Below are 18029 nucleotides of genomic sequence, written 5' to 3' on the forward strand. Positions count from 1 at the left end.
GGCACGAACCGTGCACGTGGTCATCATGGGGTGCGGCCGGCTCGGCTCGACACTGGCGCAGAGGCTCGACGCCCAGGGGCACCAGGTCGCCGTGATCGACCGGGACGCCGACGCGTTCCGCCGCCTCGGCGACGGCTTCGGCGGGGTCACGGTGAACGGCATCGGCTTCGACCGGGACACCTTGCGTGCCGCCGGGATCGAACGGGCCGACGCGTTCGCCGCGGTCTCCAGCGGCGACAACTCCAACATCATCTCGGCCCGGCTGGCCCGCGAGACGTTCGGCGTGTCCCGGGTGGTGGCCCGGATCTACGACTCCCGGCGCGCCCAGGTGTACGAGCGGCTGGGCATCCCGACGATCGCGACGATCCGGTGGGCCTCCGAGCGGATGTACCGGTTCCTGGTGCCGGACGAGCGGGTCGAGGTGTTCCGCGACCCGACCAGCGTGGTCAGCATCGTGGAGACGCCGCTGCACCGGGACTGGATCGGCCGGACCGTCCGGTCGCTGGAGGACCGCACCGGCACCAGGGTCGCCTACCTGGCCCGGTTCGGCATGGGCGCGCTGACCCAGCCCTCGACCGTGCTGCAGGACGGCGACCAGGTCTACATGCTGGTCACCGACGACATCGTGGATCAGGTGCTGGACATCGCCCAGGGCGCCGACAAGGAAGGGAACTAGGCGTGCGCATCGCCATCGCGGGAGCCGGCAACGTGGGCCGGTCGATCGCCCAGGAGCTGATCGGGAACGGGCACGAGGTGATGCTGATCGAACGGCACCCGCGGCAGCTCTGCCCGGAACGGGTGCCGGAGGCGCGCTGGATCCTGGCCGACGCCTGCGAGCTGAGCAGCCTGGAGGAGGCCGACCTGGCCGGTTGCGACGTGGTGATCGCGGCGACCGGTGACGACAAGGCCAACCTGGTGGTGTCGCTGCTGGCCAAGACCGAGTTCGCGGTGGCCCGGGTGGTCGCCCGGGTGAACCGTGCCGAGAACGAGTGGCTGTTCACCGAGCAGTGGGGCGTCGACGTCGCGGTGAGCAAGCCCCGCCTGATGGCCGCCCTGGTCGAGGAGGCGGTCACGGTCGGCGACCTGGTCCGGCTGATGACCTTCCGGCAGGGCGAGGCCAACCTGGTGGAGATCACCCTGCCGAAGGACGCGCCGTACGAGGGCAAGCCGGTCCGCTCGGTGCCGATGCCGCGGGACTCCGCCCTGGTCGCCATCCTGCGCGGCAAGCGGGTGCTGGTGCCGACCCCGGACGATCCGCTCGAGGCCGGCGACGAACTCATCTTCGTGTGCACGGCCGAGGTCGAGGACCAGGTCCGTGCGGTGGTGCTAGGCGACCGCGGTCTCCCGCCGCTGGGCTGACGTCACCCGGTGGATCGCCCACACGGTGAAGGCGAAGGTGGCGGCGTAGATCGGCCAGCTGACCAGGATGCGGACGATGCCGATGGCGTTCGCCTCGCCGAGCCAGTACAGGTACGCCTGGATGCCGGCGCGGATGCTCAGTGAGACGGCCCAGACCACCGTCAGCCACTGGAAGGTACGGAACAGCCGGGCGTTGCCGAACCAGTCCTGCCGGCCCTTGTTGGCCATGATGCCCCAGGCGTAACCGATCAGCGGTTTGCGGAACGCCACCGAGATCAGCAGCGCCGCGGCCTGGCCGAAGGTCAACAGGATGCCGGGCAGGTAGAAGTTCTTCGCGTCGCCGGTCCGCCAGGCCAGCCAGGCGCCGAGGGCGATGCCGAACAGCCCGTTGACCGCGTGCCGGATCGGCTGCCGGCGGGCCAGCCGGACCCCGCCGATGGCCAGCGCCGAACCGACCGAGCCGACGATCGCCCAGAGCAGCGCGTCGCGTTTCTCCAGGCCGGCCACGGACTCGCCGAGCAACACGTTGAGCAGCACGAAGGCGAGCACCGGCACGCTCGACTCGATGAGGCCGCGCACACCGCCGAGCTGCTCGGCGATCTGCTCGCTCATCGACGGGAGGGGCTCCTCCTCGTCGTCGGCCTTGTCGACCTTGTGCAGGTCGTGCTCGGCGATGATCTCCTCGGCGATCTTCTCCTCGGCCTTGTCGAACATCTCGGAGAGCTGCTCCTCGACCGACTCGTGCGCGGCGTGGCGCGGCTCGCTTCCGGATGTCACCGGGGCGCCTCCAGCTCGTAGTAAGGGTTGTAGATCACCTTGCGATCGTCGCGGACCGCGATCCGGCCCCGCGCGGTGAGCTGCCGCCCGGGCTCGATGCCGACGATCGACCGGCGCCCGAGGAAGACCAGCGTGACCACGTCGCTGCCGTCGTAGAGGTCGGCCTCCAGCGTCGGCAGGTTGGTGCGAGGAGTGTACGCCACTGTGCGCAGCCGGCCGGACACCGAAACGATCTGACCCCGCCGGCACTCGCCCGCCGGGACGGCGCCGCACTTGGCGCTGTCCCGCTGCAACTCCTCCGCGTCCAGCTCCGAGTCGGTGGCGGTGAGCCGGCTCAGGAACCGGCGCAGACCGGTGCGCTCTTCGGTCGTCATGACTTCGCCGTCACCCTTCGTCGACGTGACGCAGTGTGCGCGTGTGCATGACCACCACGCTACGCCCGAATGCCGGCGGTGATCCACCTCACTCGGGCCGGCCCCCGTTCGCCGCCTGCTGCGCCGCGGCCTGGCCCTGCTCGGCCATCTCCTTCGGCAGCCGCATCGGCAGCGGCTCACGCACCGGGCGGGGCTCGTTGTCACGCACCACGACAAGGCCGGACAGCACCTCGCCGAGGACGCCCTCCCGGCCCGGCTCGGCGGCGGCAGCGCCCTGGTAGAGCGCCCGGACCATCCAGCGCGGCCCGTCCACGCCGACGAACCGCACGTCCGCCGGGCCGTCCGGGGTGTTCACCCGGGCCAGCAGCTCGACGCCGTACTTCCCGTCCACCTCGCGGGCCGCGACCCCGTCGGCGGCCATCGCGCCGGCGATCTCCTCGCGGATCTCCGGCCAGATCGGCTCGGTCCGCGGGGCGGCGAAGACACCCAGCTGCAGGGCGCTCTCCCCGTCGACCAGGACGACCTGCTCGACGCCGCCCTCCGGGTTGGCCTGCACCCGGACCTCGACGCCCTCGAGCGCCGGGATCAGGAGGCTGCCGAGGTCGAGCCGCTGCACCCCGGCCGGGGCGTGCTTGGCGTCCCACGGGCCGAACTCGGGGGCCGCCGCCTCGCCGTCGGAGGCGAGGCTCTCGGCGAGCGCCTTGGAGGGCGGCGCGTCGGCCGCGCGAACGTGCTTGGCGCCACCGCGCTTACGGGAGAACATCTTTGCCAGCCTTTCCTAGTGTCGACGAGCTCTACAGGGCCTGGTGGCCACCGGTCGAACCGTGTCCGCCCGAGCCGCGCGCGGTGTCGTCGAGCGTGTCCACGGCGTGGAACACCGCCCGCTCCACCCGCTGGATCACGAGCTGGGCGATCCGGTCGCCCCGGGAGATCTTGACGGTGTTCTCCCGATCGTGGTTGATCAGGTTCACCAGGATCTCACCGCGGTAACCGGCGTCGACCGTACCGGGCGCGTTGAGGACCGTCACCCCCAGCCGAGCGGCCAGCCCGGAGCGCGGGTGCACCAGCCCGACGAAGCCGTCCGGCAAGGCGATCGCGACTCCGGTGCGGACCTTCACCCGCGCGCCCGGCGCGATCTCCGCCTCCTCGGCCGCGACCAGGTCGGCCCCGGCGTCACCGGGGTGCGCGTAGGCCGGCAGGGGCAGATCCGCATCGAGGCGGAGAACCTTGACGTTCACGTCGGTCACGGGGGCGTTCCTCACTGGCACGGGCACTGCGGGCGGCAACTACCCTGCCATCCTGCCGCGCCCCGCCACGGAGGCGCGCCGTACCCTTCGAGGGTGACACCCGAGTCCCCGGCCCGCACGGTGGCGGCCCATCAGGAACGGATCGGCGTCCCGTGGTGGGCGTGGCCGTCCTCCTTCGCGGCGGGCGCGATCCTGGCCACCGAGCTGATGCTGGGCCTGCCCGAGCTGCCCGTCTGGGCGCCGTACGCGGTGCTGCTCCCGTTGAGCCTGCTGCTGCCGGCCCTGCTCGGCCGCTGGCGGGTGGAGGTCACCCCGGACGAGTTCCGGGTCGACGACGCCCGGCTGCCGGTCGAGTTCGTCTCCGGCGTGGTGGCCCTCGACCCGGCCGGCAAGCGTGAGGTGCTGGGCGTGGGCGCGCACCCGCTGGCCTTCGTGGTGCAGCGGGCCTGGATCGGCACCGCGGTGCAGGTGCTGCTCGACGACCCCGCCGACCCCACGCCGTACTGGGTGGTGAGCACCCGGCGGCCGGTCGAGCTGGCCACCGCCCTGCTGGAGGTCAGCCGCCGAGCTCGCGCCGAGCGGCCGGTTCCCTGACCGCCCTCTTGCGCAGGTCCTCGTTGACCTTGTCGCCGACCGTGCGGGTGGCCCGCCGGTTGAGGTAACCGGCCACCGCCGCGCCGGTGAGCATCGGCCCGAACGTGGTCAGGTTGCGGCCGAACCGTTTCAGCAGCGACTTCTGCAGCTCCTTGCGGGACGCCGTGCCGAGCACCGCGACCCCGACACCGGGCACCATCGGGTTCACTCCGCGCCGGCCGGACCACGCCTCGATCAGTTTCAGGGCGCGTTCCGGGACGGCGCCGGTGATCGGCTGCCCGTACAGCTCGTGCAGCTCGCCGATCAACTTGATCTCGATCGCCACCACGGCGACCGTCTCGGCGGCCAGCAGCACGGGCGCGGAGAGCAGCGCCGGGGTGGCCACCCACTCCACCGAGGCGATGCCGCCGCCGGCCGCGCCCACCCCGGCCGTGGACCGGGCGGCGTTGCGGATCAGGCGCTCCGCCAGCGCCTCGTCGTCCATCTCCGGGAAGTGCCGGCGCAGCGTGTCCCGATCCCGGACCGGGACGTGCGGGGCCACGTCGGTGACCAGGTCGGCGATCCAGCGCAGCGCGGTCGTCGGCCGGAACACCCGGCCGAGGTCACCACGCTTGCGGACCTGCCCGGCGAGCCGGCCGATGAGGCGCCGGCGGCCGCCGGGTTCCAGATCGTCCGCGGTGAGGGCGGCAACGAGCTCGACCTCGGTGCCGGGCTCCGTCTCTCCCATCGTCGTCCTTCCCGTCGTCGTCACCGGTCATGTGCCCGGTGACGCCCCCGGGTCAAACCCCCGTGAACGCCGTACGCCCGACCGCGGAATCCGCGATCGGGTGGTGACGCGCGCTGCGCGCGAGTGCGCTCAGGCGCACTCGCGGCAGATCAGCTCCCCGTTGCGCTCCGTCGCCAGCTGGCTCCGGTGGTGCACGAGGAAACAGCGGGAGCAGCGGAACTCGTCGGTCTGCATCGGCAGCACCTTGACGGTGAGCTCCTCGTCGGCGAGGTCGGCGCCGGGCAGCTCGAAGCTCTCCGCCACCTCGACCTCGTCGACGTCGACCGCGCCCGACTGAGAGTCGGCACGACGGGCCTTGAGCTCCTCGAGGCTGTCCTCGCCGAGGTCGACCTCATCGCGACGCGGGGCGTCGTAGTCGGTGGCCATCGGTTCTCACTCTCCTGTATCGATGTGTCACTTGGCGTTTGTAACGCTTATGACAGGCTTTCGGTTCCCGGTTCCGCTGGACGATTTCTGACACCTTCGACACCAGAAACGGCCCTGGCGGGCGCGGAACCTTACCGCTGTCGCGGCAGGCTTGTACGCGCTCCGGCCGCACATTGTTCCCGATGTGACCGAGGCGACATCAAAGTAGGGGCACCAAGCTCTGGATCATCGTCAACGCGCCGGAACCATTCCCTGTTTCCGCACCCCTGGCGGACAGACGCTAACCTCTCGACAGGTCCGGGCACCTCACCCGGGTCCGCCGTTCGATCCTGGAGCCAGCCCCATGAGCTTTGCCCGCGTCCGAGCGCTCGTCGTCGTCGGCGTGCTCGCCGTGGCCGCGGTGGTCTTCGTCGTCGTCGCCCTCTTCCGGGACACGCAGCGTGGATCCACGAACGGCGCCGACTGCCCGGCAGGTGCGCCGCTCGCCGACATCCGCCTCCCGGAGGACCCGGTCGAGGTCACCGTCAAGGTATACAACGGGACGAGCCGGAGTGGCCTTGCCGAGCAGGTTACCGACGAGTTCAAGAATCGGCGGTTCACCACGCAGGCGCCCGGCAAGAGCAAGACCAAGTTCGACGGGGTGGCCGAGATCCGGTTCGGCCCGGAGACCGCCGGCAAGGCGCAGCTGCTCCGGGCGTACTTCCTCGCCCAGTCGAAGATGGTCTACAACGCCAAGCGCAAGGGCCCGGTCATCGACATCATCATCGGCGACCAGTTCCAGCAGCTGGCCACCACGACCGAGGTCAACCAGTCGCTGGGCGCGGTCGGCGAGCCGACCCTGCCGCCCGGCTCCTGCCTGATGCCGGTCCAGCCCAGCAAGGACACCGAGTAACGTCACGGGCCGCCCGCCGCGTCCAGCTCCACCAGCGCGCCGTGCAGGGCGGGGAACAGCGCCGGCGGGGCCGCGACCAGCATCTCGCGGCCGGCCGGCGCGCCGTCGAGGCCGGCCACGATCAGGCCCGCCTCGGCCGCGATCAGGCCGCCCGCCGCGTGGTCCCACAGATTCAGGCCCTTCTCGAAGTACGCGTCCAGCGAACCCTCCGCCGCCAGGCAGAGATCCAGGGCCGCCGCGCCGAACCGCCGGATGTCACGCACCCGGGTGATCAGGCGGGCCAGCACCGCCCCCTGATGGGCCCTGCGCCGCGCGTCGTAGCCGAACCCGGTGCCGACCAGCGTCTGGTCCAGCGTGGTCCGTACCGAGCCGCTGAGCCGCCGCCCGGCCCGCCACGCCCCGCCGCCCCGGGTCGCCGTCCACTCGTCACCGGTGGCCGCGTTGATCACCACCCCGGCCACCACCTCGCCGTCCCGCTCCGCGGCCAGGGAGACCGCGTACTGCGGCAGGCCGTAGAGGTAGTTGACGGTTCCGTCGATCGGGTCGAGGATCCACCGGACCGCGCCGGGGGCCGGCTCCGCCGAGTCGCCGTACTCCTCGCCGAGCACCCCGTCCCCGGGCCGCTCGGCCGCCAGCGCCGCCACCACCTGCCGCTCGACCGCCTTGTCGGCCGCCGTCACCACGTCGGTGTCGGTGCTCTTGGTCTCGACGTCGCCGATCGCCTCGTCGCGCATCCGCCGGGCCGTCGCGGCCGCCTCCCGCGCCACGCGGACGGCGATCGCCAGCAACTCGCCGGGCGCCGTCACCACCGAAATCTCGCTCACCTTCAGGTCCTTTCCGCCGATACCATTCTCGCGTCAGGCGCTTCTGACGAGGTCGTCGGGCCCCGGCGGCGTGCTGTGGTCGGAGGATCTCGGTGAGCGGCGCTACAATTCACCCCTGCCCACGCTTCACGGACACCGACCACCGGGACGGTTCGTGACCCGGGGGTCCCCAAAACCGACTCCGGCGACAGTCGCCCCCGCGTGCTGCGCTGGACCGTGGCCGTGCCCAATCTCATCGCCTCCGGAAGGTCATTCGTGACAGAAGCCCACCAGAACGGTGCCGACGTTCGCTCTCTCACCGAGGCCTTGATCACCCATGCCCAGGGTGCTGGCGGGCAACTCACATCGGCCCAGGTCGCGCACACGCTCGAGTCTGCCGCGGTGAACCCGGCGCAGGCCAAGAAGATCCTGCGCGGCCTGGTGGACGCCGGTATCACCGTCGTCGTCGACGGCTCCGCCAGCACGCGGCGCCCCAAGGTGGCGGCGGCCCGCTCCACCACTCCGGCGTCCCGGGCGACCACCGCCAAGACCGCGCCGGCCAAGAAGGCGGCGCCCGCACCGAAGCAGGCGACACCCGCCGGCGCCGACCCGGCGAAGAAGGCCGCTCCGGTCCGTAAGGCCGCCGCGGCCAAGGTGGCCCCGGCCAAGAAGGCCGCTCCCGGCGAGGGCGCGCCCGGCGAGGAGATCAGTCCCGAGGAACTCGCCGCCGCCGTCGAGGACGTGGTGATCGAGGAGCCGCCCGCCGCGGTCGCGGCCGCTGCCACCGACGCCGCCGCCTCGGCCACCGACGGCGACTTCGAGTGGGACGACGAGGAGTCCGAGGCGCTCAAGCAGGCCCGCCGGGACGCCGAGCTGACCGCCTCCGCCGACTCGGTCCGCGCCTACCTCAAGCAGATCGGCAAGGTTCCGCTGCTCAACGCGGAGCAGGAGGTCGAGCTCGCCAAGCGGATCGAGGCCGGCCTGTACGCCGCCGAGCGGCTGCGCGCCGCCGAGGACGGCGAGGAGACGCTCGAGCGCAACTTCGAGCGCGACCTCAAGTGGATCAACCGGGACGGCGAGCGGGCGAAGAATCACCTGCTCGAGGCCAACCTGCGGCTCGTGGTGTCGCTCGCCAAGCGGTACACCGGCCGTGGCATGGCCTTCCTCGACCTGATCCAGGAGGGCAACCTCGGCCTGATCCGCGCGGTCGAGAAGTTCGACTACACCAAGGGCTACAAGTTCTCGACGTACGCCACCTGGTGGATCCGGCAGGCCATCACCCGCGCCATGGCCGACCAGGCCCGCACCATCCGCATACCGGTGCACATGGTCGAGGTCATCAACAAGCTCGGCCGCATCCAGCGCGAGCTGCTCCAGGATCTGGGCCGTGAGCCCACTCCGGAGGAGCTGGCCAAGGAGATGGACATCACGCCGGAGAAGGTGCTGGAGATCCAGCAGTACGCGCGTGAGCCGATCTCGCTGGACCAGACGATCGGCGACGAGGGCGACAGCCAGCTCGGTGACTTCATCGAGGACTCCGAGGCGGTCGTCGCTGTCGACGCGGTCTCCTTCTCGCTGCTGCAGGACCAGCTCCAGCAGGTGCTGCAGACGCTGTCCGAGCGTGAGGCGGGGGTGGTCCGGCTGCGGTTCGGCCTGACCGACGGCCAGCCGCGCACGCTGGACGAGATCGGCCAGGTCTACGGGGTTACCCGGGAGCGGATCCGGCAGATCGAGTCCAAGACGATGTCGAAGTTGCGTCACCCGTCCCGGTCGCAGGTTCTCCGCGATTACCTCGACTAGGCCGTTTGGTCAACTTTACGTGTCCCAATGGTCACCACCCGTATATCAACGGGTGGTGATCAGACCGTTGTGCAGAAGTGATCGTTGACGTGGCACCCTTGGATCACGGCACACTAGCTAGACCAACGTGTGACCTCGGTCCCCCCGGGGCACAGTGGGAAGGCTGCAACGGTGCAGGGTGTTGCACGATGTGTGAGCAGTAGCCGAGGAACATGTTCATCGGTGACGAACAGAGGAGGAAGGCGATGACCCCGACCCTCACGCCGCCGGCCGGAAGTGTGGCCGGCCCCGCAGCCGATGAACGGTGCGACCGCTGCAATGCAGCCGGGAAGCTCCGTTTGACCCTGGCGGGTGGCAGTGAACTGGTTTTCTGTGGCCACCACGCCAACCGGTACGCCCCGGACTTGGTGAAGATCGCGGTGCAGTTCAAGGCCGATCCCGAGTTCACCTGGCGCGGCGCGGACATGATGTCGAACTCCAGCAACTGAGGTCTGTTCGCGACCTACCTCGAGTTCGCTCGTCGTAGGTCGACAACGGCGGCCTTCACCGTCGCGAACAGACCTCACCAGCGAGCAGCGGCCCCCAAACGACGAGACCTGAACAAAAGGAAGGGCGCTCCCCCTGCAGGGAGCGCCCTTTCTGCCGTCCTGGGAGGCCGCTAGCCGTCCCAGAGCGCCTCGACGGTGGTGCCGAGTGCCCGGGCCACTTTGATGGCCAGATAGACCGAGGGAGCGTAGTCGCCGGACTCCATCGCGATGACGGTCTGCCGGCTCACCTGAACCTCGGCGGCCATGGTCTGCTGGGTGAACCCGGCGGCCTTGCGCGCCACACGGATCCGGGCGCCGATCGCGCCACCCGCCTCGGTGGCCCGCACCGGGCCGGCCGGGGCCATCAGTCCTCGTCCCCGACGGCGAGGGCGTCCTGGCGGCGCACCTTGCGGGTGACCCGGCCCTGGACCACCGCGCCGCCGGCGAGGCCGATGGCGGCGCCGATGATGCCCATCCACCACGCGTCCGACTCGGGGAAGACGTGGTAGTAGAGGCCGACGATGAAGACCAGGTAGGGCAGGCCGGTCAGCGTGGAGATCAGCAGCCGCTTGCGGCTCCACTCCCGCGGCGTGGTGTCGACCCGGCGGCTGCGCACATAGGCCGGGCGGAGCATGAGCGGCAGCAGCAGCGCGGCGAGGACGATCGCCAGCGGCCAGGCCACCGGCTCGCCGAACACCCAGACGAGGGCCGCGGCGGTCCAGGGAACGGCGATCGCCTGCACCTGGGCGACGGTGGTGGCGCCCTCATACCACCGGAGGCGCTCCCGCTCGTCGCGGCCGTAGAGGTCACCGTCGAAGTCGAGGTTCCAGCGAACGAATCGATCCATCAGCGTCGTGGTCATGCATCAATGATGATGTTAAGGAGACTTGACGTCAAGTCCTCTTAACGTCAAATCTCCTTTACATCTCTGCCCGCGGCTCAGAGGGTCTGGATCGTGGCGATCCGCTCCTCCAGCTGTTCGATCGTCGCCTGCGCGCTGGGCGGCCCGCCGCAGATCCGCCGAAGCTCCGCGTGGATCTTGCCGTGCGGCAGGTTGGTCCGGTGGTGATGCGCCGCGACCAGGGTGTTCAGCTGGCGGCGCAGGCTGTTGCGCCGCTCCCCCGCGCTCATCGGGACGACCGGCTCCCGGACCACCGGCTCCGCGTTCCTCACCTGATCGGCCTGCTGCCGCTTCTGCGCGGCCATCTGCTCGGCCTGCCGCTTGTTCAGCAGCGTCGTCACCTCCTCCGGGGTGAGCAGGCCGGGCAGGCCCAGATAGTCGGCCTCCTCGGGAGTGCCGGTCCGGGCCGCCATACCGAACGACGTGCCGTCGTAGATGACCTGGTCCAGCTCGGCGACCGCGGACAGGGCCTCGAACTTCTTGTCCAGGTCGCCGAGCGCGTCCTCGGCCTTCTGCGCCCGCTCCAGCGCGGTGTCGTCGAGGCCGTCCTTCTCCTTCGGCGCGCCCAGCACGTGATTGCGCTGCGCCTCCATCTCGCTGGCCAGCCCCAGCAGATGCGGGACGCTCGGCAGGAACACCGTGGCCGTCTCACCCTCCCGCCGGGCCCGCACGAACCGGCCGATCGCCTGCGCGAAGTAGAGCGGCGTGGAGGCGCTGGTGGCGTACACCCCGACGGCCAGGCGCGGGATGTCGACACCCTCGGACACCATCCGGACCGCGACCATCCAGCGTTTCTCCGAGGCGGCGAACTCGGCGATCCGGCCGGACGCGCCCTCGTCGTCGGAGAGCACGATGGTGGCCGGCTCGCCGCTGATCTCGTGCAACAGCTTCGCGTACGCCCGGGCGGACTGCTGGTCGCTCGCGATGACCAGGCCGCCGGCGTCCGGCATGCCGTGGTCACGGATCTTCGTCAGCCGGGCGTCGGCGGCCCGCATCACCTGCGGCATCCAGTCGCCGCGGTGGTCCAGGGCGGTACGCCAGGCCTGCGCGACCAGATCCTTGGTCATCGGCTCGCCGAGCCGGGCGGCCAGCTCGTCACCGGCGTTGGTGCGCCAGCGGGTCTCCCCCGAGTACGCCATGAACAGCACCGGCCGGACGACCCGGTCCTTCAGGGCGTCGGCGTACCCGTACACCGAATCGGCCTTTGATCGTTGAATGCCGTCGCCGCCGCGCTCGTAGCTCACGAACGGGATCGGGTTCTCGTCGGAGCGGAACGGGGTTCCGGTGAGCAGCAGGCGGCGCACGGCCGGCTCGAAGGCGTCCTTGACCCCGTCGCCCCAGGTCCGCGAGTCACCCGCGTGGTGGATCTCGTCGAGGATCACGAACGTGCGCCGGGTCAGGGTGCGCCGCTTGTGCACGGCAGGCGCCATGCCGACCTGGGCGTACGTCAGGACCGCCCCGTGGAAGTCCCGCGACGAGTGCACGTCGGAGTTGCGGAGCCTCGGGTCGAGCTGGATGCCGACCCGGGCCGCCGCGAGCGACCACTGGGTCTTGAGGTGCTCCGTCGGGCAGACCACGGTGACCGCGTCACAGGTGCCGTCGACGAGCATCTCGGCGGCGATCCGGAGCGCGAACGTGGTCTTCCCGGCGCCGGGCGTCGCCACGGCCATGAAGTCCTCGGAACGGCGTCGCAGGTACGTCACCATCGCCTTCCGCTGCCAGTCCCGCAGCGGCGGAAAGATCTCCAGATTCGGCACAGGCGGGCTCAAGCTGCCGTAATCCCTTCGTCCATGGAAAAACCTCCGCGATCACGGCGCGGAGGCGGCTCCCAGCATAGCCGGAGGAGGGTTGCCGGACGGCTCCTACGGCACGGCCACCGGAGCCGACCAGCGGCGGTAGAGGGCCAGCAGCCGCACCCCGGTGATCAGCGTCGCCGCGATGGTGAGCGGGACCAGCCCGGTCAGCGACAGCCGGTGCAGGACGGCCACCAGCACGGCGCCGAGCAGCGCCGCCATCGCGTAGATCTCCCGTTGCAGAACCGCCGGGATCTCGCCGGTGAGCAGATCGCGGGCCAGGCCGCCGCCGATCGCCGTGAGCATGCCCACCAGGCACGCGCCGACCGCCGGCACGCCGGCGTCGAGCGCCTTCAGCGTGCCGGTCACGGTGAACAGGCCCAGGCCGGCGGCGTCCAGCACCAGCACGACACGGCGCATCCGGTGCAACGCCGGATGCAGCCAGAAGACAGCGACCGAGGCGGCCACGGCGGTCACCGCGTACCGCCAGTCGGCGAACGCCAGCGGGGGCACCGCGCCGATCACCACGTCGCGCATGATGCCGCCGCCGAGCGCGGCCGTGAAGCCGGCGAACGCGACGCCGAACAGGTCGAGTCGTTTCGCGACACCGGCCGAGGCGCCGGACGCGGCGAACACCGCCACCCCGATCAGATCCGCGACGAGCAGCGGATATCCGCCCGTCACGCCGAGATCAGGCCTTCATGGCTTCGTAGATCTCCTTGCACTGCGGGCAGACCGGCGAGCCCTTCTTCGGGGTCTTCGTCACCGGGAAGGTCTCGCCGCAGAGAGCGATCACGTGCGTGCCCATGACCGCGCTCTCGGCGATCTTCTCCTTGCGCACGTAGTGGAACATCTCCGGACCGGTGTCGGCGTCCTTGGTCTCCGGACGTTCCAGGATCTGGGTGCTCACGGGTATCTGCCCTTCAGGAAAAATGGCCAAGCTTCGACCGCCAAGTCTGACACCTCGCGGCGGGCCGGTCCAACGACAACGCTGCCGGTAAGAGGCCTGCGACAGGACCACAAGATCGACGTACGGTGGCGGGTGTGACTGATTTCTCGATTCGATACGGCGAGCACGTGGCCCGGGCGCGCCGGGACGGCCGCCCCGTCGTGGCCCTGGAGAGCACGATCATCTCGCACGGCCTGCCGCACCCCGACAACATCCGGGTGGCCCGGGAGATCGAGCAGGCCGTCCGGGACAACGGCGCCGTCCCGGCGACCATCGGCATGATCGACGGCGAGGTGATCGTCGGCCTGGAGGACGCGCAGGTCGAGCGCCTCGCCTCGGCCCAGTCGGTGGCCAAGCTCTCGGTCCGGGACCTGGCGATCGCGGCGGCCCGGCGCGCCGACGGGGCCACCACCGTCGCGGCCACCAGCGCGATCGCCGCGGCCGCCGGGATCGGCGTGTTCGCGACCGGCGGGCTGGGCGGGGTGCACCGGGAGGCGAACGTCACCTACGACGAGTCCGCCGACCTGACCGCCCTGGCCCGCACCCCCATCGTGGTGGTCTGCGCCGGGGTCAAGTCGATCCTGGACGTGGGCGCCACCCTGGAACGGCTGGAGACCCTCGGCGTGTCGGTGGCCGGCTACCGGACCCGGCGGTTCCCCGGTTTCTTCATCACCGACGGCGGGTTCGACATCGACTGGGCGCTGGACTCGCCCGAGCAGGTGGCCGACTTCATCCGGGCCCGCGCCGGGCAGGGCGTCGCGGAGAGCGCGCTGGTGCTGGCCAACCCGCTGCCGGCCGACGAGCAGCTGGACCCGGCCCTGCACGACCGGACCCTGGCGAGCGGGCTGAACCTGCTGGCCGAGCAGAACATCACCGGCAAGGCGGTCACCCCGTTCCTGCTGGGCCACTTCCACGCCAGCACCGAGGGCCGGAGCCTGCAGGTCAACATCCGGATCATCCTGCGCAACGCCGCCCTGGCCGCACGGATCGCCGCGGCGGTGGACAGCGGCTCGGCGGCCCCGGTCGGCTTCGCCGTCCCGGCGTGACGGCCCGGTCATGATCATCGTGGTCGGCGACCTGGTCACCGACGTCCTGGTCGAGCACGACGGCCCGGTGCGGGCCGGCTCGGACACGGACGCCGTGATCCGGGTCGCCGGTGGTGGCCAGGCCGCGAACACCGCGGCCTGGCTGGCCCACATCGGGCGGGCGGTCACCCTGGTCGCGGCGGTCGGCGACGACCGGGCCGGCCACGACCGGGTGGCGGAGCTCGAGGCCGCCGGGGTGCGATGCGCGGTCCGGGTCCACCCGGGCGTGTCCACCGGCAGCGTGGTGGTGCTCACCGGCGCCGCCGACCGCACCATGATCACCGACCGGGGCGCGTCCCTGCGGCTCGCGCCGGACCACGTCACCGAGATCATCGCGGCCGCCCCGCCCGGCTCCCACCTGCATCTGTCCGGCTATCCGCTGCTGCACGCCGGGTCCCGCCCGGCGGGCCTGGCGGCCCTCACGGCAGCCGCCGGCCACGGGCTCACGGTGAGCGTCGACGCGGCGTCCGCGGCCCCGTTGCGGTCCGCCGGGGCTGCTGACTTCCTTGCCTGGGTACGCGGAACCGACCTGCTCCTGTGCAACGCCGACGAGGCCGACGTGCTGGCCGGGCCGGGCGAGGCGGCCGGGCAGGCGGGGCGGCTGACCGCGCACGTGCGCACCGTGGTGGTGAAACAGGGCGCGGCCGGCGCGGTGTGGGCCGGCCCGGACGGGACGGCGCGGCTGGCGGCCCGTCCGGTGCCGGTGGCCGACCCGACCGGGGCCGGCGACGCGTTCGCGGCGGGACTGCTCGGCGCGTGGCGCTCCGGCGCGGGACCGGAGGCGGCGTTGCGGGCCGGCGGAGAGCTGGGGGCGGCCGCGGTGGGCCGGGTGGGCGCCCGGCCGGCGCCGCGCTGACCGATCTCAGTCGGCGCGGTGGCGGACCTCGTCGACCACCTCGGCGTCGATGGTGATGTAGTCGGGTTCCTCGTGGGGCTGCTCCAGGGCGCGCCGCACGTCCTCACGGGCGGCGGCGTCGGCGGCCCGTTCGGCTTTCGACTTGGGTGGGCGGTCGTTCGCGATGAGGACCGCCATCCACGGCAGCAGGACCATGCCGAGCGCGCACAGGCTCAGCCAGAGCGGCAGCAGCGGCACCCGGGCGCTGATCAGGATGCCGCCGAGGATCAGGCAGGCGGCCCGCACGGACATCATGCTGACGTAGCGGATCTGCCGGCCGCGTAGCTGATCCGCCTGGCTGCGAGCGGCGTCGGTGATCAACACCGGGCGCTCCGGTTGTTTCTTCACGCGAGGGCTCCGATCGACCCCGCCATCCTCGCACCGGACGGGCCGTCCCGCCCAGCCGGGCGGGATCTAGGCCTCTTTCGCCGCTTTGGCCGCGGCCTTGGCCTCTTTCTTGTAGGCGCGGACCTTGCCCAGCGACGCGGCGTCGACGATGTCGGCGACGGATCGGTAGGAGCCCTCCTCGCCGTACCCCCCGGCGGCCTCGCGCCAGCCCTCCGGCCGCACGTCGTAGAGCTTGCCGAGCAGCGCCACGAAGATCTGCGCCTTCTGCTTGCCGAACCCGGGCAGCGCCAGGATGCGCCGGTAGAGCTCGGCACCGGTCGCCGCGTCCCGCCAGAGGTTGGCGGGGTCGCCGTCGTACTCGTCGGCGATGATCCGGCAGACCTCCTGCGCCCGCACCGCCATCGCTTTCGGGAAGCGGTGCAGCGCGGGCGGCTCGGCGAAGATCGCGATCAGCCGCTCCTGATCGAAGTCGGCGATCTCGGTGGCGGTCGGCTCGTGCCCGAGCCGCTGGGCCAGCACCCACGGTGAGGTGAACGCCTTCTCCAGGGTGATCTGCTGGTCCAGCACGATGCCGAGGGTCACCGCCAGCGGGTCGCGGTTGAGGAGGTCGTTGGCTTCGGCGGGCACCGGCAGGGAGAACGTCACGGCTCCATGATGTCAGGCTCGGCGTCGGCCTCGATCCGGCGGACCGCCTCGTCGGCGAGGGTCTGCAGGTCGCCGAGCTGCTCCTGGTCGAAGTCGCGGGGCCGCACGTCGAGCGCGCACAGTCCGCCGAGCACCACGCCGCCGCTGGTGACCAGGGGCGCCGCGATGTACGACCGGACGCCCTCGACGGTGACCAGCGGATTGTCCCGGAACCGCGGGTCCTCGGTGAAGTCGTTGACGTACCAGGCGGCCCGGGTCTGCAGCATCGGCAGGCAGAACGCCCATTCGATCGGGGTGCCGCCGGCCTCGCCGATCCACTCCGGGATCGGGCCGCGGCCGGCGAGGAAGACCTGCGCGCCGTTGAGCAGGACGGTGACGACGGCGAAGGGGGTCTCGATACGCTCCGCCGCGGATTCCACGATCTCGGTCAGGTAGGGCCGCTCGGCGGGCCGGTCCACGCCGATCCGGGCCAGGTCCCGCAGCCGCTGCCGGTCGCGCAGCTCGGGGTACATGTCCAGGCTCACGCCTTGACCGTCCGTGCCAGAGCCTCGTACGTGATGATCCGCACCTTGAGGGATCGGCCGGCCACCCGGCTCAGCTCACCGACCTCCATCACGTGTTCGGCGACGCGGCGCAGGTCGGCGGGGCTGGCGATCGGCCGGCGCAGGCCGAGCGCCTGCACGGACAGGCTCCATAGGCCGTCGGCCATCTGCGGCCCGACCAGGTCCGCCAGGGCCTTGACGGCGTCCTGCTCGGTCGGCTGGTCGTTGCCGTATTTCTCGATGCGGGCCATGGTGGCACCTCTCGCTGGCACGGTCAGAACAGTTCGATGAGGGGTTCGGCGTCGTCGTGGGCCGGACCGCCGGTCTGTGCGGCATGGGTGCTCCGCTGCCGGGACATCACGTGCTTGGACCGCAGGTCCTCGATGTTGATGACGCGTGCCAGGAGTTCCTCTTCGCTGAGGGTGCCGCGGGCGTAGGACGCGACGTCCTGGGCCTGCCGGCTGACGTCGGTGACCGCGTCGCAGACGTGTTCCAGCATCTGCCGGCTGATGTCCTGGAACTGCACGTGCCCGACCGCGCCGGTGGTCTCCACGGTGAGCGCGTCCGAGCTGCGCTGCACCTGCTCCGCGGCGCTCACGGTGTCCTTGAGGATGCCGCTGACCATCTCCGACATCTCCCGCTGGGCGTTGGCGATGCCGCCGAGCCGGCGGGTCATCGCCGTCTCCTCGTTCGTCGCCGGGATCTCCTCGTCGCTGTCGAACTGGCTGTCGTCGGAGAGCACCGAGTCCAGCCGGGCGGTGAGGTCGCCGATGCTGGAGCCGATGCCGTGCGCGGCCTCGGCGGAGCGGTGGGCGAGCTTGCGGACCTCGTCCGCGACCACGGAGAAGCCCTCACCCGCCTCGCCGGCCCGGACCGCCTCGATCATCGCGTTCAGCGCCAGGATGTTCGTCGCCCGGCTGACCTCCTCGATCTGCTTGACGTGCTGGTCGAGTTCCCGCATCTGGTCCACCAGCGTGCGGATCTGGTGGTCCCGGTGCAGGAAGTACGAGATCAACCGGCCGACCAGCTGGTCGTTGCTGGAGCTGACCTGACTCAGCTCGGTCTCGGTGCGGCTGAGGGTGCCGGCGAGCTGGGCGACGTCGCCGGCCATCACCTCCGCCAGCGAGTCGACCTTGACGAGCTGCTCGATGATCGCGTGCGCGGCCTCCCCGGTCTGCTCGATGACGTCGCGCACATGTCCGTCGACCACGTCGCAGTACGCCGGGACCGCGTCCAGGGCGGCGACCACCACGTCCGGGCGCAGAGTGTCGTCCTCCGGCTCGGCGGCGGCGGACCGCGTCAGCTTGCGGAGCAGACTTGACATGCGATACCTCCGTTTCGCCTG

The 18029-nt window shown here is 71.3% G+C and carries 25 protein-coding genes; 8 read left to right on the forward strand and 17 right to left on the reverse strand.

The window, feature by feature from the left end; all coding sequences use genetic code 11:
- Nucleotides 1-10 precede the first annotated feature (10 nt).
- Together ACZ3II_RS15250 and ACZ3II_RS15255 are read left to right on the forward strand one after the other, a co-directional pair.
- Nucleotides 11-676: a potassium channel family protein gene (locus tag ACZ3II_RS15250; protein WP_465518252.1), complete on the forward strand. Its 666-nt coding sequence runs from the start codon at nt 11-13 to the stop codon at nt 674-676.
- A gap of 2 nt (nt 677-678) precedes the next feature.
- Nucleotides 679-1359, forward strand: a complete 681-nt coding sequence (locus tag ACZ3II_RS15255) for a potassium channel family protein (RefSeq protein ID WP_465518253.1) — start codon at nt 679-681, stop codon at nt 1357-1359.
- On the opposite strand, the gene ACZ3II_RS15260 is transcribed toward ACZ3II_RS15255, so the two are convergent.
- The 4 genes from ACZ3II_RS15260 to dut form a co-directional block, all read right to left on the reverse strand.
- On the reverse strand, nt 1327-2136 hold the full coding sequence (locus tag ACZ3II_RS15260; protein WP_465518254.1) for a DUF3159 domain-containing protein: 810 nt from the start codon (nt 2134-2136) through the stop codon (nt 1327-1329). The two genes, ACZ3II_RS15255 and ACZ3II_RS15260, sit on opposite strands and share 33 nt — an antisense overlap.
- Nucleotides 2133-2510 carry an OB-fold nucleic acid binding domain-containing protein gene (locus tag ACZ3II_RS15265; RefSeq protein ID WP_465518255.1) on the reverse strand — a complete coding sequence of 126 codons (378 nt, stop codon included), beginning with the start codon at nt 2508-2510 and terminating at the stop codon, nt 2133-2135. The genes ACZ3II_RS15260 and ACZ3II_RS15265 overlap by 4 nt, the downstream gene beginning before the upstream one ends.
- A gap of 88 nt (nt 2511-2598) precedes the next feature.
- Nucleotides 2599-3273 (reverse strand): DUF3710 domain-containing protein, encoded by a 675-nt coding sequence (locus tag ACZ3II_RS15270; RefSeq protein WP_465518256.1) that lies wholly within the window; start codon nt 3271-3273, stop codon nt 2599-2601.
- A gap of 31 nt (nt 3274-3304) precedes the next feature.
- A complete protein-coding gene (gene dut, locus ACZ3II_RS15275) occupies nt 3305-3757 on the reverse strand; it encodes a dUTP diphosphatase (RefSeq protein ID WP_465518257.1) in 453 nt (150 codons plus the stop codon).
- Nucleotides 3758-3850: 93 nt separating this feature from the next.
- On the opposite strand from dut, the gene ACZ3II_RS15280 reads away from it, so the two are divergent.
- Nucleotides 3851-4351 carry a DUF3093 domain-containing protein gene (locus ACZ3II_RS15280; RefSeq protein WP_465518258.1) on the forward strand — a complete coding sequence of 167 codons (501 nt, stop codon included), beginning with the start codon at nt 3851-3853 and terminating at the stop codon, nt 4349-4351.
- Here ACZ3II_RS15280 and ACZ3II_RS15285 read toward each other — a convergent pair.
- Both ACZ3II_RS15285 and ACZ3II_RS15290 read right to left on the reverse strand, forming a co-directional pair.
- Nucleotides 4314-5078 carry a hypothetical protein gene (locus tag ACZ3II_RS15285; RefSeq protein ID WP_465518259.1) on the reverse strand — a complete coding sequence of 255 codons (765 nt, stop codon included), beginning with the start codon at nt 5076-5078 and terminating at the stop codon, nt 4314-4316. The two genes, ACZ3II_RS15280 and ACZ3II_RS15285, sit on opposite strands and share 38 nt — an antisense overlap.
- A 129-nt stretch (nt 5079-5207) precedes the next feature.
- Complete coding sequence (locus tag ACZ3II_RS15290) at nt 5208-5504, reverse strand: DUF4193 domain-containing protein (RefSeq protein WP_014446959.1); 297 nt, start codon at nt 5502-5504, stop codon at nt 5208-5210.
- 343 nt (nt 5505-5847) lie between these two features.
- Here ACZ3II_RS15290 and ACZ3II_RS15295 point away from each other — a divergent pair, with 343 nt between their 5' ends.
- Nucleotides 5848-6396 carry a LytR C-terminal domain-containing protein gene (locus tag ACZ3II_RS15295; RefSeq protein ID WP_465518260.1) on the forward strand — a complete coding sequence of 183 codons (549 nt, stop codon included), beginning with the start codon at nt 5848-5850 and terminating at the stop codon, nt 6394-6396.
- Between the two features lie 2 nt (nt 6397-6398).
- On the opposite strand, the gene ACZ3II_RS15300 is transcribed toward ACZ3II_RS15295, so the two are convergent.
- A complete protein-coding gene (locus tag ACZ3II_RS15300) occupies nt 6399-7220 on the reverse strand; it encodes an inositol monophosphatase family protein (protein ID WP_465518261.1) in 822 nt (273 codons plus the stop codon).
- Between the two features lie 255 nt (nt 7221-7475).
- On the opposite strand from ACZ3II_RS15300, the gene ACZ3II_RS15305 reads away from it, so the two are divergent.
- Together ACZ3II_RS15305 and ACZ3II_RS15310 are read left to right on the forward strand one after the other, a co-directional pair.
- Complete coding sequence (locus ACZ3II_RS15305; RefSeq protein WP_465518262.1) at nt 7476-8999, forward strand: RNA polymerase sigma factor; 1524 nt, start codon at nt 7476-7478, stop codon at nt 8997-8999.
- A 245-nt stretch (nt 9000-9244) separates the two neighbouring features.
- Complete coding sequence (locus ACZ3II_RS15310; protein WP_043528951.1) at nt 9245-9487, forward strand: DUF7455 domain-containing protein; 243 nt, start codon at nt 9245-9247, stop codon at nt 9485-9487.
- A 170-nt stretch (nt 9488-9657) separates the two neighbouring features.
- On the opposite strand, the gene ACZ3II_RS15315 is transcribed toward ACZ3II_RS15310, so the two are convergent.
- The 5 genes from ACZ3II_RS15315 to ACZ3II_RS15335 form a co-directional block, all read right to left on the reverse strand.
- A complete protein-coding gene (locus ACZ3II_RS15315) occupies nt 9658-9891 on the reverse strand; it encodes a helix-turn-helix transcriptional regulator (protein WP_465518263.1) in 234 nt (77 codons plus the stop codon).
- Entirely contained in the window at nt 9891-10388 is a 498-nt protein-coding gene (locus tag ACZ3II_RS15320) for a hypothetical protein (protein ID WP_465518264.1), read from the reverse strand. Before ACZ3II_RS15320 ends, ACZ3II_RS15315 begins: the two co-directional genes overlap by 1 nt.
- A 77-nt stretch (nt 10389-10465) precedes the next feature.
- Nucleotides 10466-12196, reverse strand: coding sequence for a DEAD/DEAH box helicase (locus ACZ3II_RS15325; protein ID WP_465518265.1), 1731 nt, complete (start codon nt 12194-12196; stop codon nt 10466-10468).
- Between the two features lie 93 nt (nt 12197-12289).
- Nucleotides 12290-12904: a trimeric intracellular cation channel family protein gene (locus ACZ3II_RS15330; protein WP_465518266.1), complete on the reverse strand. Its 615-nt coding sequence runs from the start codon at nt 12902-12904 to the stop codon at nt 12290-12292.
- Between the two features lie 7 nt (nt 12905-12911).
- On the reverse strand, nt 12912-13136 hold the full coding sequence (locus ACZ3II_RS15335; protein WP_465518409.1) for a DUF3039 domain-containing protein: 225 nt from the start codon (nt 13134-13136) through the stop codon (nt 12912-12914).
- 128 nt (nt 13137-13264) lie between these two features.
- Between ACZ3II_RS15335 and ACZ3II_RS15340 the strand changes: the two genes are divergently transcribed.
- Nucleotides 13265-14215 carry a pseudouridine-5'-phosphate glycosidase gene (locus ACZ3II_RS15340; protein ID WP_465518267.1) on the forward strand — a complete coding sequence of 317 codons (951 nt, stop codon included), beginning with the start codon at nt 13265-13267 and terminating at the stop codon, nt 14213-14215.
- 10 nt (nt 14216-14225) lie between these two features.
- Nucleotides 14226-15110, forward strand: a complete 885-nt coding sequence (locus ACZ3II_RS15345; protein ID WP_465518268.1) for a carbohydrate kinase family protein — start codon at nt 14226-14228, stop codon at nt 15108-15110.
- 6 nt (nt 15111-15116) lie between these two features.
- On the opposite strand, the gene ACZ3II_RS15350 is transcribed toward ACZ3II_RS15345, so the two are convergent.
- The 5 genes from ACZ3II_RS15350 to ACZ3II_RS15370 form a co-directional block, all read right to left on the reverse strand.
- Nucleotides 15117-15497 (reverse strand): DUF3099 domain-containing protein, encoded by a 381-nt coding sequence (locus ACZ3II_RS15350; protein ID WP_465518269.1) that lies wholly within the window; start codon nt 15495-15497, stop codon nt 15117-15119.
- Nucleotides 15498-15563: 66 nt separating this feature from the next.
- Nucleotides 15564-16142, reverse strand: coding sequence for an HhH-GPD-type base excision DNA repair protein (locus tag ACZ3II_RS15355; protein WP_465518270.1), 579 nt, complete (start codon nt 16140-16142; stop codon nt 15564-15566).
- Nucleotides 16139-16666 (reverse strand): GAF domain-containing protein, encoded by a 528-nt coding sequence (locus ACZ3II_RS15360; RefSeq protein ID WP_465518271.1) that lies wholly within the window; start codon nt 16664-16666, stop codon nt 16139-16141. Before ACZ3II_RS15360 ends, ACZ3II_RS15355 begins: the two co-directional genes overlap by 4 nt.
- Nucleotides 16663-16935, reverse strand: a complete 273-nt coding sequence (locus ACZ3II_RS15365; RefSeq protein ID WP_465518272.1) for a hypothetical protein — start codon at nt 16933-16935, stop codon at nt 16663-16665. The genes ACZ3II_RS15360 and ACZ3II_RS15365 overlap by 4 nt, the downstream gene beginning before the upstream one ends.
- A gap of 23 nt (nt 16936-16958) precedes the next feature.
- Nucleotides 16959-18008, reverse strand: coding sequence for a methyl-accepting chemotaxis protein (locus ACZ3II_RS15370; protein WP_465518273.1), 1050 nt, complete (start codon nt 18006-18008; stop codon nt 16959-16961).
- Between the last annotated feature and the right edge of the window lie 21 nt (nt 18009-18029).

The organism is Actinoplanes sp. NPDC019969 (assembly GCF_055562375.1).